At 35.2% G+C, this 13,439-nt stretch carries 12 protein-coding genes and 1 pseudogene; 5 read left to right on the top strand and 8 right to left on the bottom strand.

Annotated elements, in window-relative coordinates; translation table 11 throughout:
- Nucleotides 1-56: 56 nt before the first annotated feature.
- The 8 genes and pseudogenes from GSY47_RS12125 to ric form a co-directional block, all read right to left on the bottom strand.
- The gene (locus GSY47_RS12125) at nt 57-491 is read right to left on the bottom strand and encodes an RrF2 family transcriptional regulator (RefSeq protein ID WP_179006589.1); all 435 of its coding nucleotides are present in this window, start codon (nt 489-491) and stop codon (nt 57-59) included.
- 33 nt (nt 492-524) lie between these two features.
- A complete protein-coding gene (locus GSY47_RS12130; RefSeq protein ID WP_179006591.1) occupies nt 525-974 on the bottom strand; it encodes a CopD family protein in 450 nt (149 codons plus the stop codon).
- Entirely contained in the window at nt 971-2,182 is a 1,212-nt protein-coding gene (locus GSY47_RS12135) for a hypothetical protein (protein WP_184161193.1), read from the bottom strand. The genes GSY47_RS12130 and GSY47_RS12135 overlap by 4 nt, the downstream gene beginning before the upstream one ends.
- 48 nt (nt 2,183-2,230) lie before the next feature.
- Nucleotides 2,231-2,677: a hypothetical protein gene (locus tag GSY47_RS12140; RefSeq protein ID WP_179006595.1), complete on the bottom strand. Its 447-nt coding sequence runs from the start codon at nt 2,675-2,677 to the stop codon at nt 2,231-2,233.
- Nucleotides 2,678-2,688: 11 nt separating this feature from the next.
- Complete coding sequence (locus GSY47_RS12145) at nt 2,689-3,153, bottom strand: hemerythrin domain-containing protein (RefSeq protein WP_179006597.1); 465 nt, start codon at nt 3,151-3,153, stop codon at nt 2,689-2,691.
- Between the two features lie 178 nt (nt 3,154-3,331).
- Nucleotides 3,332-4,021 (bottom strand): anaerobic ribonucleoside-triphosphate reductase activating protein, encoded by a 690-nt coding sequence (locus GSY47_RS12150; RefSeq protein WP_179006599.1) that lies wholly within the window; start codon nt 4,019-4,021, stop codon nt 3,332-3,334.
- Nucleotides 4,005-6,326 (bottom strand): annotated as a pseudogene (locus GSY47_RS12160) (ribonucleoside triphosphate reductase). Before GSY47_RS12160 ends, GSY47_RS12150 begins: the two are co-directional and overlap by 17 nt.
- A 33-nt stretch (nt 6,327-6,359) precedes the next feature.
- Nucleotides 6,360-7,088, bottom strand: coding sequence for an iron-sulfur cluster repair di-iron protein (gene ric, locus GSY47_RS12165; protein ID WP_179006603.1), 729 nt, complete (start codon nt 7,086-7,088; stop codon nt 6,360-6,362).
- A gap of 384 nt (nt 7,089-7,472) precedes the next feature.
- Here ric and nirK point away from each other — a divergent pair, with 384 nt between their 5' ends.
- The 5 genes from nirK to GSY47_RS12190 all read left to right on the top strand — a co-directional run bounded on the left by nirK (nt 7,473) and on the right by GSY47_RS12190 (nt 13,387).
- Nucleotides 7,473-8,957 (top strand): copper-containing nitrite reductase, encoded by a 1,485-nt coding sequence (gene nirK / locus GSY47_RS12170; RefSeq protein ID WP_179006606.1) that lies wholly within the window; start codon nt 7,473-7,475, stop codon nt 8,955-8,957.
- 94 nt (nt 8,958-9,051) lie between these two features.
- On the top strand, nt 9,052-9,750 hold the full coding sequence (locus tag GSY47_RS12175; RefSeq protein WP_379786626.1) for a formylglycine-generating enzyme family protein: 699 nt from the start codon (nt 9,052-9,054) through the stop codon (nt 9,748-9,750).
- A gap of 24 nt (nt 9,751-9,774) precedes the next feature.
- Entirely contained in the window at nt 9,775-10,362 is a 588-nt protein-coding gene (locus tag GSY47_RS12180) for an SCO family protein (RefSeq protein ID WP_131423916.1), read from the top strand.
- Nucleotides 10,363-10,385: 23 nt separating this feature from the next.
- Nucleotides 10,386-11,663, top strand: coding sequence for an alginate export family protein (locus tag GSY47_RS12185; protein ID WP_160372956.1), 1,278 nt, complete (start codon nt 10,386-10,388; stop codon nt 11,661-11,663).
- 242 nt (nt 11,664-11,905) lie between these two features.
- Nucleotides 11,906-13,387, top strand: a complete 1,482-nt coding sequence (locus tag GSY47_RS12190; protein ID WP_110306883.1) for an MFS transporter — start codon at nt 11,906-11,908, stop codon at nt 13,385-13,387.
- The last annotated feature ends 52 nt before the right edge of the window (nt 13,388-13,439 follow it).

The following is a 13,439-nucleotide window of genomic DNA, read 5'->3' on the forward strand; positions in this document are numbered from 1 at the left end:
TTTTGTTCGTTTTTCGGAAAATCCAATCAAACAAAGCTTTTATTATGACACTAAAATTAATACCTAAGGAAGGTCTCTCCCGATTTAATACCCAAAGCCAATTCTTCAAGATTGGTATTTTCAAGCGTGAAAACCAAATCGTTTCGAATAGATATAAATTTATCGTGCATCGGACAAGGATGGTCTTCAGAACAATTACTTAATCCTAATGCGCAACCGGTCAAAATGCGATCGCCATCCAAAGAATTGACTATTTGCGCTAATGTAATTTCTTTCATATTCTCTTTGGAAATTTCAAAACCTCCGCCCACTCCTTTTATAGATTTAATAATATTGTCTCTCGATAGGATTTGAAGAATTTTGGCTGTAAAAGCCTCCGGAGAATCGATTTTTTTGGCAATTTCTTTCAAGCCGATGCGATTGTCCTGATAGGATTGAAAAGCAATAAAAATAGCTGCACGAATGCCATATTCACATGTTTTAGAGAACATAATCTTTTTTTTGTAATGTATAAATCATATAAATCAAAGCCCGCCATAACGCACAAAAGATCCAAAAACAACCATCAAAACCCCAATTATGGTAACTGATAGAATATGAAAGGTCATTTCAGGCAACTTCTCAGCACCTTTTTCTAGCTTTGGCAACACTCTAAATTGCGCACTCAAAGCAAAAAGAACCGTCAATAATAACAGAGCTAATTTTGTTGAAACAACTTTTTCTATAGGTGTCTCGAACTGAAACCAATATTCGATGCTAACACCATATTTATAGGCCATTAAAATTCCGGTAATGACCAGCAAAACCAGAGCAGTCATGCCAACAGGTTCATACTTTCTTTCATAATCGAGAATTATATTCTGATTTTTTTCTTTTAATGCTTGTGGCAAAAAACCAAAGACAAGCAACAAATGACCACCAACCCAAATGGTGGCACTCAAAAGATGGATGATTAACAATAAATGGTGGCTCATATAGTTTTAGGTTTTAGTTTCACAATTTTAACAGATAGCATTATAAGGCCTGCTGGCATAAAAATACTGGATAAGAATAGATTTTGATAATAATTCGGTAAACTACCTTTACCCAAGAAAAACCAAATGCCCTGAAGAAACAAAAGAATTTCAGTTGTAAAAAATCCGAATAAAAAAATTGCGATTCCCCATGTTTGAATACGGTTTCTCGAATTTAAAAAATCATTTTGTAATGCAAATCCAAACAGGAAACCTGTAATAATTCCCAACATGGTCAAGTGAATGTATCCAATGACAAAATTACGAATCTGATGGGATACATGTGCCAATTCCGGAAACAAAACCACCAGTTGAATAAAGACTTTTAAAGCCAATGAAAACAAAGCAAAACCATAAACTATTTTTGTGATCGTTGGTAAAACAGCAAAAAAGGACTGAAACTGCGGGCGGATAAATTGTATAAAAAGTACCGCAGCATATAGCTGAAGCATTACTCCAAGAGCATTTAACCAATAAAAAATCGGGTTAGGCAAATACCAACTTACCGGCAAAGCCAATGTTAAAAAAGTAGAAGCAACAAATAAATTATAAAATATCCTGAATTTTTTAGCTTCAATAATAAGTTTTGCCTGTTTGAAAAACAAAGCCAAAATGGCAAACAGGAACCAGCCATTAAATTGAAAATGAAGAAAAAACTGAATCGCAATTTGATAAAGAGCGCTTGCTTTACCTAACAATGAAACTGCAGGACCCAGGCACCAGACACCCAAAGTAGAAAAAATCATGAAAAACAAAGCCGCACGAAGCAGCTTTCTTTCAGCCAGAGTTGTTGGATTGGCATCCTTTATAATTAAATAACAAAAATAGTAGCTGCAAAAAATATGCAAAGTCGAAAAAAGAATAGAAACAAAAGCATATCCTTGAGCAGGAAAATCAATCATCATTCCGACTACGGCCAGTTCTGTTGTCCAAAATAATTGGTTGTAGATGGGTTTTTGCTGTTTTTCTTTTGGAACAAAAAAATGAAAAATCAAACAGTACAACATCATATAGACCCAGCCTAACATCGCCACGTGTGAATGGCCGTGCATTAAAAACTGAAAATTGACTCCGGTGATCGGTGAAACATACATCCATCGAAGCAACAGTCCCATCAATGAAGCGATGAAAAAATTAGAAAAAGTACAGAGTAACCAACTCTTCTTCATGATTTTATAAAGGATTTAATTCTTGATGCTTAAAAGTGTGTTCATACTTTAAATGAAAAAAAGCTTATATTGCTCTAAATGAGCCAGGATCTCTTTTTTAATTTCAGCTTTATTGGAATCCTCAAGATTATCGATTTTTAATTTTAACGGAATCAAATAGTTGTGTAACTGATTGTGGGCTTCACCTTTCATTGTACATTTTTTAAAAATCATGGCAAACTCAGATTTCAGTTTCTCTTTCAAAATCAATGCGCTTTCTTCTTCGCCTGATTCCAGAATTATTTTTTGTAAAGTAGTAATCCCTTCAGTAGTTTCTGGGTTGGCTTCCCATAATTGTCCTTTGTTCAGGCTCACTTCCGCGGCTGTTTCGGTATTTTTTTCCGAAACTGAATTTATTTCATTTGCTTCTTTAGATGTTTGATCTTCTTTGTTTTTTTGGCATGATCCGATAAATACAATGGCCAATAAAAATAATATTAGTTTTATTTTTTTCATTTTGTTAAATTTTAGCTCCAAAAATCAGCATCTTCATTTTCTATAAAAGCTTCCTTTGAATGTATTTCTTCTATTTTTTTTAATTGTTCCTCTGTGGCTGCTTTTTGAATTTCAGCAAATAAAACACGCTCTTCAAAGCGGATATGAGAGTCTAACTCTTTTTCGATTCTTTTTAAATTTATTTCCAGATCCGAAGTACTTTCGAATAATTCGTTTAACGTTCTGTGTTCTTTCAAAGCCTGCTCAATGAGCGCGTTATCTGCTTCTAAGATCGTGAAAACGTATTTTTCCTCCAGCTCAAAATGCGTCTTTAAATAAATTTCATAAAACCAATCGACGTATTTTTTGATGCGCTGCAGGTCAATATTTTTCGCCATTCCAGTTTTAATTTTCCAGCAAAGCAGCAGACCATGATGGTGGTCGTGGCTTAAAGGTCTTAATTCCGGAGCTCTTTTGATGGGAGTAGTTGATTTCATTTGATTAAAATTGATTGATTGATTAAAAAAACATTTAAAAATATTCGATTAAGTAACCAACATAGTATAATGTCGTGTTTTTAAATTAAACGAAAATACACAACAGGTTGATTTAAAAAGTGTTATTTGTAATATTACTTCTTTTGACTTTACGACTTTTAAACTTTCGACTTACTTACTATCCTCTAAAATGAATTTTAATTTTCTCTGTACCAATATTTTGGTTTTCCAATTCTTTAAAAGAATGCCCCAGTTTTTCTATTGTTGAGGATCCATTAATAAAATGCTGAATGTAATAATTTCCTGAATATCCCAAATTTTCCAGAAAAAACACCATTTCCTGAATATCTCTTTTGTTTAATAAATCAGAGTGCACTGTTGTACGAACTTCAAAAGGTACTGTATGATGAAGCAATAAAAGTAATGATTTTGCAAAGGGAATGAAAAGTTTTGATTGGGTTATCTTTGCAAATTTCGCAGGCATTGCTTTAAAATCAAGTGCTACATAATTAATGAGTTCTTTTTGAATCAGTTCTTCCAATATGTCCGGTTGTGAGCCATTGGTGTCAATTTTGATCAAAAAACCCATTTTTTTGACTTCTTTAATAAACGAAACAGCCTTTTTATGTAACAGACATTCGCCTCCGCTAAAAACTACGGCGTCCAATAGATTAACCCTGCTTTTGAGGAATTGAAGTGCTTTATCAAAAGTAATACGTCCTTTTCCGTATACAATTTCTGGATTATAGCAATACAAACACCGCATATTACAGCCTGCAAACCAAAAAATGCAAGCTGATTGGTGCGGATAATCTAATAAAGTAAACGGTGTAATACTGTAAATAGGGGCACTAACATTTTGCTTCATTGAAATGGGTTCGCTGTTTGTGTTCACCTTTTTTTCCGATATTAAAACTTTCTACGGGTCTGTGGTAGCCCATTACTCTTGTGTACACCAGGCATTTGGTGCGAACTTCTTGATTTTGTTCTAAAATCGCGTTGGTTGTTAGTTTCATATTTGCTGTTTTTTTAGTTATGAATTGTGTAAAATTTGCGGTGTGGTTTTTTCAAATCTCTATAAGCTTTGTTTTTTCTTCAATGATAATTTCATCGCATTTTGGGCAATATTCATGCTCTCCGTTTAGATAGCCATGAACAGGGCAAACACTAAATACAGGTGTTACTGTGATGTAAGGCAATTTAAAATTAGTAATCACTTTTTTTACAAAATTTTTGCAAGCTTCAGGTGAGCTTATTCTTTCGCTCATATACAAATGCAAGACGGTTCCTCCTGTGTATTTGCATTGCAATTGGTCCTGAAGCATCAAAGCTTCAAATGGATCCTGGGTAAAATCGACAGGGATTTGGGAACTATTTGTGTAGTAAATATTTTTTTCTGCTCCCGCCTGAATAATATCATCAAAACGTTTTTTATCCTCTTTGGCAAATCGGTATGTGGTTCCTTCTGCCGGAGTGGCTTCTAAATTATAAAGATTTCCAGTTTCTTCCTGATATTGCTTCATTCTGTCCCGGATGTGTTCCAGAATTTCAGAAGCGAGTTCAATACCAGTTTCAGATGTTATGTCGTCTTCATTATGGGTAAAATTCTGAATCATTTCGTTCATTCCGTTTACACCAATAGTTGAAAAGTGATTTCTGAAATGTTGTAAATACCGTTTGGTGTAGGGATACAATCCACGATCGTACATTCCCTGAATAAAAGTTCTTTTTTTCTCTAAAGTTGATTTGGAAATCAATAAAAGCTTGTCCAATTGTTGAAATAAAGCTGCTTTGTTTCCTTTGAATAAATAACCTAAGCGAGCCATATTAATAGTTACCACGCCAATACTTCCTGTCATTTCAGCGCTTCCAAAAAGTCCGTTTCCACGTTTTAATAGTTCTCGCAAATCGAGTTGTAAACGGCAGCACATACTGCGAACGGCATTGGGCTTGTAGGCATTTTCATTTTCTATTTGATTGCCATTTTCGTCCAAAACATATTGGCTTCCAATGAAATTTTGAAAATAAGAAGAACCAATTTTCGCTGTGTTTTCAAAAAGCAGGTTTGTGTTCTCTCCATCCCATTCAAATTCCTCGGTAATATTAACCGTTGGAATAGGGAAGGTAAAGGGCTGCCCATTGGCATCACCTTCTGTCATTACGGTATAATACGCTTTATTGATTAGATTCATTTCTTTTTGAAAATGCTCGTATCGTAAATTAGTAACTTCAGAAACTCCTCTGCTTTTAGCCCTTGTCAATAGGTCTGTACTATTGTTCTTTTCAAAAATATGACAATCATTTTTAGTCGGAATTTGTGCTTTTAAATCCTCAGGAACAACCCAGTCTAAAGTGATATTGGTAAACGGAGATTGTCCCCAGCGTGCGGGAACATTCAGGTTGTATACAAAACTTCGTACCGCTTTTAAAACGTCATCATAAAGGAGATCGTCTTTGAATACATAAGGAGCCAAATAGGTGTCAAAAGAACTAAAGGCTTGTGCACCCGCCCATTCGCTTTGCAAAATACCCAGAAAATTGGCCATTTGTCCCAAAGCTTCCCTAAAATGAGAAGGTGGTTTGCTTTCCACCCGGCCTCTTACTCCATTGAAACCTTCATTGAGCAACACACGTAAACTCCAACCCGCACAATAGCCCGTTAGGCAATCCAAATCGTGAATGTGAATATCACCATTGCGGTGTGCATAGCCTTCTTCTTTAGAGTACACTTTATCCAGCCAATAATTAGCGATAACTTTTCCTGCTACGTTGCTAACCAATCCTGCGTTCGAATAAGAGGTGTTTGCGTTGGCGTTGATTCGCCAATCTGTTTGTTGAATGTATTCTTCAATCGTTTGGGTGCTGTCAACATACGTTGTATCATCATTCAATCCTTCAAGATGTTCACGTTGCAGCTTTCTGGTGTGTCTGTATAGCATAAAGGAGCGCATGGCATCAAAATGTTTTTTTTCGAATAATTTTTTTTCGATTACATCCTGAATTTCTTCAACGAACCATACTTCTTTGTTTTCGAGTTGTATAGCCACACTTTCAAAAACACTTTCGTCAACAACTATAGAGACGCTCTGAAAAGTTTTTTCAATTGCATCTTTGATCTTATAGCTTTCGAATGGCTGATAATTTCCACTTCTTTTGATGACATAATTTTCCATAGTTGTTGGTTCTTAGTGATTGAAAGGTACTTATTATTGAGCTGTAAAGTCTTTTTCAAGTTTGGCAGCTTTTGGAAATAAAATATTATTCTCCAAATGAATGTGTTTATGCAAATCCTGCTCAAATTCTTCTAGCATTGCAAACGTAACTTTATACGTATTACAGCCATCGGCTGGCGGCGTATAATTGTTACTTAGTTCTGCTATTTTTCTAAAACGGACACCTTCGGCATCGTGCTCGTGCATCATCATAGCAATTGGATTTTGAATGGTTTCAAAATGAGGCAGCTCAATTAATTCATCAGATAAGGTAGCATGAACCAATTTTTTTATAAATGGGAACAAAATCAGCTCTTCTTTTTTCATATGTTGTGCTAATTCTCCTGCACAGCCTTTAAAAAGCTCATTTATTAATAATAGTTCAGGATGTTTTGCACCATGCACTCTGCTGAGCTTATCTAAAAACTGCAGTAGTACTGGTGTTTTTTCTGATACATATCTGTGATGCGTTTTTTCAATATAATCAGCCAATAAATCAATCGGCCAGGCATTGTAATCAATTCCTGAATCGCTTTTTGATGATAGAACTGTTTCAATTTCCTGCAATAAAATATCTGCAGTCACTGCTTTTTTCTGGCAGGCTTCTTCAATGCTTCTGTTTCCGTTACAGCAAAAATCTATTCCGTATTTTGAGAATAAGGCTGCTGTTCTAAAATCTTTTGCCACGTATTCTCCGATTGTAATTTGTTCTAAAGTTTCCATAATTTTTATTTAAATTAAAATTTGTAATGATTAAACGATGATGATTTTAATAAAAGAGTATTTTGTCTTTTAATTAAACACACTTCATCATTTTTTTGTTATCCAATTCTCTTATTATTATTTAGTGTATTATTTGATATTGTAAAATTCGTATAATTATAAAATGCAGTATATGATTTAAATCATAAGACTGCATTTTTTAATTTTTTTTTTAAAAGTATTTTAATCGCTTTTGTTTTTTAAGGACAAGTATCCAGTTTTAAATTCACCTTCTTTTGAAGATTTATGAAAGAAAGCAGTGAATATGACAAATATCATAATAAAGGATGTTTTTATCTTTTATTTTTACATCATAAATTTAAACAATTTCAAAACCAAGATAATATGGAAACCAAAGCTAAATTAAACACACAAATAAGGGAGTTTTTTATAATCTTAGTTGTTTTAATCGGACTTTTTTCTTGCAAAAGAGGAAGCGACGAAGCAAAAAACTATGAAAATATTGAGGTCAAAGGGCAGCAAACAGCCGAACTCACGGCACCTCCGTTTGTTCCGAAAGCAGTAGGAGACCGCGAAGCTACAAAATTGGTGGTCAACATGGAAATCAAAGAAATTGAAGGAGAAATGGTAGATGGGGTAAAATATATCTATTGGACTTTTGGCGGCTCTGTTCCCGGAAGTTTTATCAGAACAAGAGTGGGTGATGAAGTAGAATTTCACCTAAAAAACCATCCGGATAACAAAATGCCTCATAATATTGATTTACATGCTGTTACCGGACCCGGCGGAGGAGCTACTTCATCGTTGGTTGCGCCAGGTCACGAAAAAGTGTTTAGTTTCAAAACCTTAAATCCCGGTTTATACGTGTATCATTGTGCTACAGCACCAGTTGGAATGCATATTGCTAACGGAATGTATGGGTTGATTTTGGTTGAACCAGAAGGAGGCTTGCCACCAGTAGATAAAGAATATTACATCATGCAAGGTGATTTTTACACCAAGGGCAGTTATGGGGAACAAGGTTCTCAACCTTTTGATATGGATAAAGCCATTAAGGAACAAGCTGATTATGTGGTCTTCAATGGGAAAGTTGGAGCTCTCGCCGGAGATAAGTCTTTAACGGCCAAAGTTGGTGAAACTGTCCGTATTTATATGGGAAATGGAGGTCCTAATTTGGTCTCATCTTTCCATGTTATTGGAGAAATTTTCGACAAAGTGCATATTGAAGGAGGGGATATGATCAACGAAAACGTACAAACTACCTTAATACCTGCAGGTGGTTCGGCCATTGTGGAGTTTAAAGTAGATGTTCCGGGAACTTTTATACTGGTAGACCACTCGATTTTTAGGGCCTTTAATAAAGGAGCACTTGGAATGCTGAAAGTTGAAGGCGAGGAAAATAAAAAATTGTATTCTGGAACCATACAAGATGGAATTTATTTACCAGAAGGTGGGACAATTCAAGGTATGCCAAAAGGCAAAGCAGTTCCTAAAACTACTGTTGCAAAAACTGTTCCTGAACAAATTAAAGCCGGTAAAGATTTATTTGACCGTACCTGTTATGCCTGTCACCAATCTGAAGGACAAGGTATTCCGAATGCTTTTCCTCCATTGGCAAAATCAGATTACCTGAATGCGAATCCAGATAGAGCTATTGGCGCGGTATTGCACGGATTAAGTGGAGAGATCACCGTTAATGGCAAGAAATTCAATAACGTGATGACCAGTCAGAACCTAACTGACGAGCAAGCTGCTGATGTTCTGACATACATATACAACAGTTGGGGCAATAATAAAACAGTAATAACTCCGGCAAAAGTAAAAGCTGTTAGAGCCAAACCTGCTCCAAAAGTAGCCCAGGAACATTAGAATAAATCAAAAAAAGTAACAGATGGCAGTATTTAAAACAATATCAATCCTATTTATATTCTGTGTAAGTTCTCTTTTTGCTCAACAAGAAAAAATGGCATCCATAAAGGGCGGTAGTTTTGTGCCCCTTTATGGTGCTACTTCTGAAAAACCGGTCAACATACCTTCTTTTACTATTGATGTGTATCCAGTTACCAATATACAATTTCTTGCTTTTATCAAAAAATACCCAGAGTATAGTCGTTCTAAAATCAAAGGTATTTTTGCAGATAAAAGTTATCTGGCACAATGGACAAGTGATTTCGATTATGGTTTAAAGAATTTAAACAATGTCCCGGTTACCAATGTTTCCTGGTTTGCTGCCAAAAAATATTGCGAATGTCAAGGCAAAAGACTGCCAACAATGGACGAATGGGAATATGTAGCCATGGCCGATGAAAAACGTATTGATGCACGTTCTAAAAAAGAATTCAATAAATACATTTTGTCGTGGTATGAGAAGCCAAAAACCTATTTAAACCCTGTAGGTCAAACCTTCAGGAATTACTGGGGCGTTTATGACATGCACGGTTTGGTGTGGGAATGGACAGGCGATTTCAATAGTATCTTTCTTTCTGGCGAGTCCAGAAAAGATAAAGCTACAGATAAAAATCTTTTTTGCGGCAGCGGATCCGTAAATGCCACCGATTTAATGGATTATGCGGCTTTTATGCGCTATGCTTTCAGAAGCAGCCTGAAAGCAAATTATACCACCAAAAACTTAGGTTTTCGCTGTGCCAAAGATTTAAAATAGGTTCTAAACTATTTATATAAAAAAATGAAAAAACTGTTCCTGGGATTAACATTAGTCCTTTTAGTTTTACAGGGATGTAATACTAATAAAAAATCCGAAGATAAACCGATTTCAGATTTATCCATATACAATCTGCCTTCAAAATGGACCAATCAAAATGGGCAAAATCTTGAAATGAAGGATTTAAAAGGCAAAGTGCTCGTTATGGTAATGATTTATACTTCCTGCAAGGCAGCTTGTCCCAGAATAGTGGCCGATATGCGAAATATAGAATCTCGTTTGTCTGAGAACATCAAACCCGATGTAAAGTTCCTATTGGTAAGCATAGATCCGGAAGTTGATACTCCGGCACGATTAAAAGAATTTGCTATTGCTAATAAAATGGATGGGGAACAATGGGAATTTTTGAGATCCACAGAAGAAAATACCCGAGAGTTTGCAGCGGTTTTGGCAGTCAACTACAAGAAAATTGCTCCTTTAGATTTTTCGCATTCTAACATAATAAGTGTTTTTAATGCCGAAGGGGAATTAACATTTCAGCAAGAAGGTTTGGGTGTAAATTCTGAAGCAACGATTAAAAAAATTACTGAAGAAGCTGAAAAGATAGAGTAAACTTCTTTCTTAAAACTTACAAAATGAAAATCTTGAAAATTATTGTTATAACACTTTTACCAGTGTTCAGCTGTATTGCTTTTGCTCAGGAACTGGATGCAAATTTACAGATCAGACCTCGTTATGAGTTTAGAAATGGTTATAAAGCCCCAATTCCTTATGGAGAAACGGCAGCTCAATTTGTTTCATCCAGAACTCGTTTGAATCTGAACTTCAGGCAAGATCAATTTATTACCAGACTTACTATGCAAAATGTTCGTGTTTGGGGAGATGTGCCCACAAATACCAAATCAGATGTAAACGGGATTCAGTTATATGAAGCCTGGGTGCAATATAACTTTAGTGAAAAATGGAGTGCGCGTTTAGGCCGTCAGGTGATTTCGTATGACAATCAACGCATTTTTGGTGAAGTCGATTGGGCACAACAAGCGCAAAGTCACGATGCTGCGATAGCAACTTTTAAAAGTAACAAAAATCATCTGGATGTAGCGATTGCATATAATGCAAATGCTGAAACCGAACTTACAACACCTTATACCGTGCTAAATTACAAATCGATGCAATATGCTTGGTACCATACTGAGTTATTGAAAATAAATATGAGTTTCTTGTTTTTAAATACAGGTTATGAAAATAAATTAACAGATCCAGTTCCAACACCAACACCCGAATTGAAAGTAGATTACATGCAGACTTTTGGAACGTATTGGAAAACCAAAGGGAAATCCTGGGATGTAGACTTATGGTTTTATGGGCAAACAGGAAAAAATGCAACTAATACAGTAAATGCTTTTGACGTAGCTCTTAATTTTAATTATGACCTGACCGATAAGTTTAAAGCTGGTTTTGGATACGAATATCTTTCCGGAAAGAGCCAGGAAAATACTAGTTCAGCAATAAAATCCTTTCATCCTGTTTTTGGAACCAATCATGCCTTTAATGGATATATGGATTATTTCTATGTGGGAAATCATAAAAATTCGGTTGGTTTAAAGGATGCTTTTTTGAAATTTGCATACAATGTCAACAAATGGCAATTTGCGTTATTTCCCCATGCTTTTAATACTGCGAATACCGTTTTGGATGCTAATGGAAATGAAATGAAGAACTATCTTGGTACGGAAATCGATTTTACATTTGGCTATTCAGCGCATAAATTTGTGAATGTAACGGGAGGTTATTCCCAAATGTTTGCTACCGATACCATGCAAAGATTGAAAGATGGCCACGTTGATCACGTTAACAATTGGGCGTGGGTAATGATTAATGTAAATCCTCAGATTTTTTCGCATAAAAAATAATTTTTAATTCACTTGAAAGCTGTCTAAAATGCTATATTCTAGAAAGTTTTGCATAACCCCAATGGGCTGATTGGATTAGTATTTGTTTTTTTCATTTTGTGAAATACTGGGTTTTATAGCTTATTTTTATTAATTTCATCTTTATTTTCTGGTTATTTTGACTTGAAAACAATAAATGATTTATATCATGTTTTAGGATTACGGACTATTTTATCTTTGTTTAAGAATTAATTAAAGTAAGTATGAGCAATTTATCACAATCACACAGAATATTATTTTTAAACACACTTGCTTTTGCAGTCTGTTTTGCTTGTTGGACTTTAAATGGTGTTTTAGTCACTTTTTTAGTTGACCAGGAAATATTTGATTGGAATGTAGTTCAAATCGGATGGTTATTGGGAATTCCAATACTTACAGGCTCGCTCATGCGGTTACCAATGGGTATTTTAACAGATAAATATGGAGGTCGAGTGGTGTATTCTGCTTTGCTGATTTTGGCATCTATTCCATTGTTTTTGCTTCCTTTTGCTGCCAATTTTTGGATGTTCGCACTATTGAGTTTTATGTTCGGAATGGTAGGAACAAGTTTTGCTGTTGGTGTGGCCTATACTTCACTATGGTATCCTAAAGAATGGCAAGGACGTGCCTTAGGAATTTTCGGAATGGGTACTGCAGGAGCTTCTATTACTCCCTTTATAGCACCCAGTATGCTAAAATACTTTTCAGAGTCAGATCCAGTAAATGGGTGGAAATATTTGCCTGTTATTTACGGTGTAGTATTGTTGACGATGGGTATTGTTTTTATTCTTTTTTCGAAAACTAAAAAAATAGAAGCAAAAGCAAAAACAGTTAAAGAACTTTTACAACCGCTTAAAGAGGTGCGTGTTTGGCGCTTTGGAACCTATTACTTTTTGCTGTTTGGTTCGTTTGTGTCATTTTCCCAATGGTTGTTGCCTAATTTTATGAATGTTTATCATACAACTTTAATTTTAGGAGGGCTGTTTACTACTTGTTTTAGTTTACCAGCTGGTATTATTCGTGCTTTTGGAGGATTTTTATCCGATAAATTTGGAGCAAGAAAAGTGATGTATTGGGTATTGAGTACTTCGGTAGTGTTGAGTTTTTTACTTTTGTTTCCAAAAATGAATATTACTACTTCCGGTAGCGGCTTGATGGCAGCAAAAGCAGGAACGGTTACACAAGTTTCACCATCTAAAATAGTTATTGGAGAAAAAGAATATTTAGTTACTTCAAAAGATGTTAATGCAGAGCACAATCCGTTTTTTCCATCTAAAAAAACATGGCAGGAAGTTGTTGTAGCAGAAAATCAAAAAGTTCAGAAAAAAGAATTAATTGCAGACGGAATCACGCAAATTCATTTTGAAGCGAATATGTGGGTTTATCTTGTCTTGGTTATTTTAATTGGGACTTGTTGGGGAATTGGTTCGGCAGCAGTTTACAAACACATTCCTGAATATTTTCCAAATCAGGTAGGGGTTATAGGAGGAATGGTTGGAATGATTGGTGGTTTGGGAGGATTTATTGGTCCGATAGTTTTTGGATACCTGCTTGCTTTTACTGGTTTTTGGACCAGTTCATGGCTCTTTATCTTTGTCTTATCCATTATTTGTTTGATTTGGATGCACCGTGTAATTGTAAAAGTGACTAAAGAAAAACTACCTGAATTTGCTCAGGATATGGATAGAAAAGATGTTTCAGAATAGCCAATGAATATAAAATATTATTAATTTTTATTATAAATTAGAACGAAATTAA

This window comes from Flavobacterium quisquiliarum (assembly GCF_019308285.1).
Lineage (GTDB): Bacteria > Bacteroidota > Bacteroidia > Flavobacteriales > Flavobacteriaceae > Flavobacterium > Flavobacterium quisquiliarum.

Excerpts from the sequence above, each read along its gene's own strand:
- GSY47_RS12145 (WP_179006597.1), bottom strand. The coding sequence starts at position 3,153 with ATGAAATCAACTACTCCCATCAAAAGAGCTCCGGAATTAAGACCTTTA.
- nirK (WP_179006606.1), top strand. The coding sequence starts at position 7,473 with ATGGAAACCAAAGCTAAATTAAACACACAAATAAGGGAGTTTTTTATA.
- GSY47_RS12150 (WP_179006599.1), bottom strand. The coding sequence starts at position 4,021 with ATGAAGCAAAATGTTAGTGCCCCTATTTACAGTATTACACCGTTTACT.
- GSY47_RS12185 (WP_160372956.1), top strand. The coding sequence starts at position 10,386 with ATGAAAATCTTGAAAATTATTGTTATAACACTTTTACCAGTGTTCAGC.
- GSY47_RS12190 (WP_110306883.1), top strand. The coding sequence starts at position 11,906 with ATGAGCAATTTATCACAATCACACAGAATATTATTTTTAAACACACTT.
- GSY47_RS12140 (WP_179006595.1), bottom strand. The coding sequence starts at position 2,677 with ATGAAAAAAATAAAACTAATATTATTTTTATTGGCCATTGTATTTATC.
- GSY47_RS12180 (WP_131423916.1), top strand. The coding sequence starts at position 9,775 with ATGAAAAAACTGTTCCTGGGATTAACATTAGTCCTTTTAGTTTTACAG.
- GSY47_RS12130 (WP_179006591.1), bottom strand. The coding sequence starts at position 974 with ATGAGCCACCATTTATTGTTAATCATCCATCTTTTGAGTGCCACCATT.
- ric (WP_179006603.1), bottom strand. The coding sequence starts at position 7,088 with ATGGAAACTTTAGAACAAATTACAATCGGAGAATACGTGGCAAAAGAT.
- GSY47_RS12135 (WP_184161193.1), bottom strand. The coding sequence starts at position 2,182 with ATGAAGAAGAGTTGGTTACTCTGTACTTTTTCTAATTTTTTCATCGCT.
- GSY47_RS12175 (WP_379786626.1), top strand. The coding sequence starts at position 9,052 with ATGGCATCCATAAAGGGCGGTAGTTTTGTGCCCCTTTATGGTGCTACT.
- GSY47_RS12125 (WP_179006589.1), bottom strand. The coding sequence starts at position 491 with ATGTTCTCTAAAACATGTGAATATGGCATTCGTGCAGCTATTTTTATT.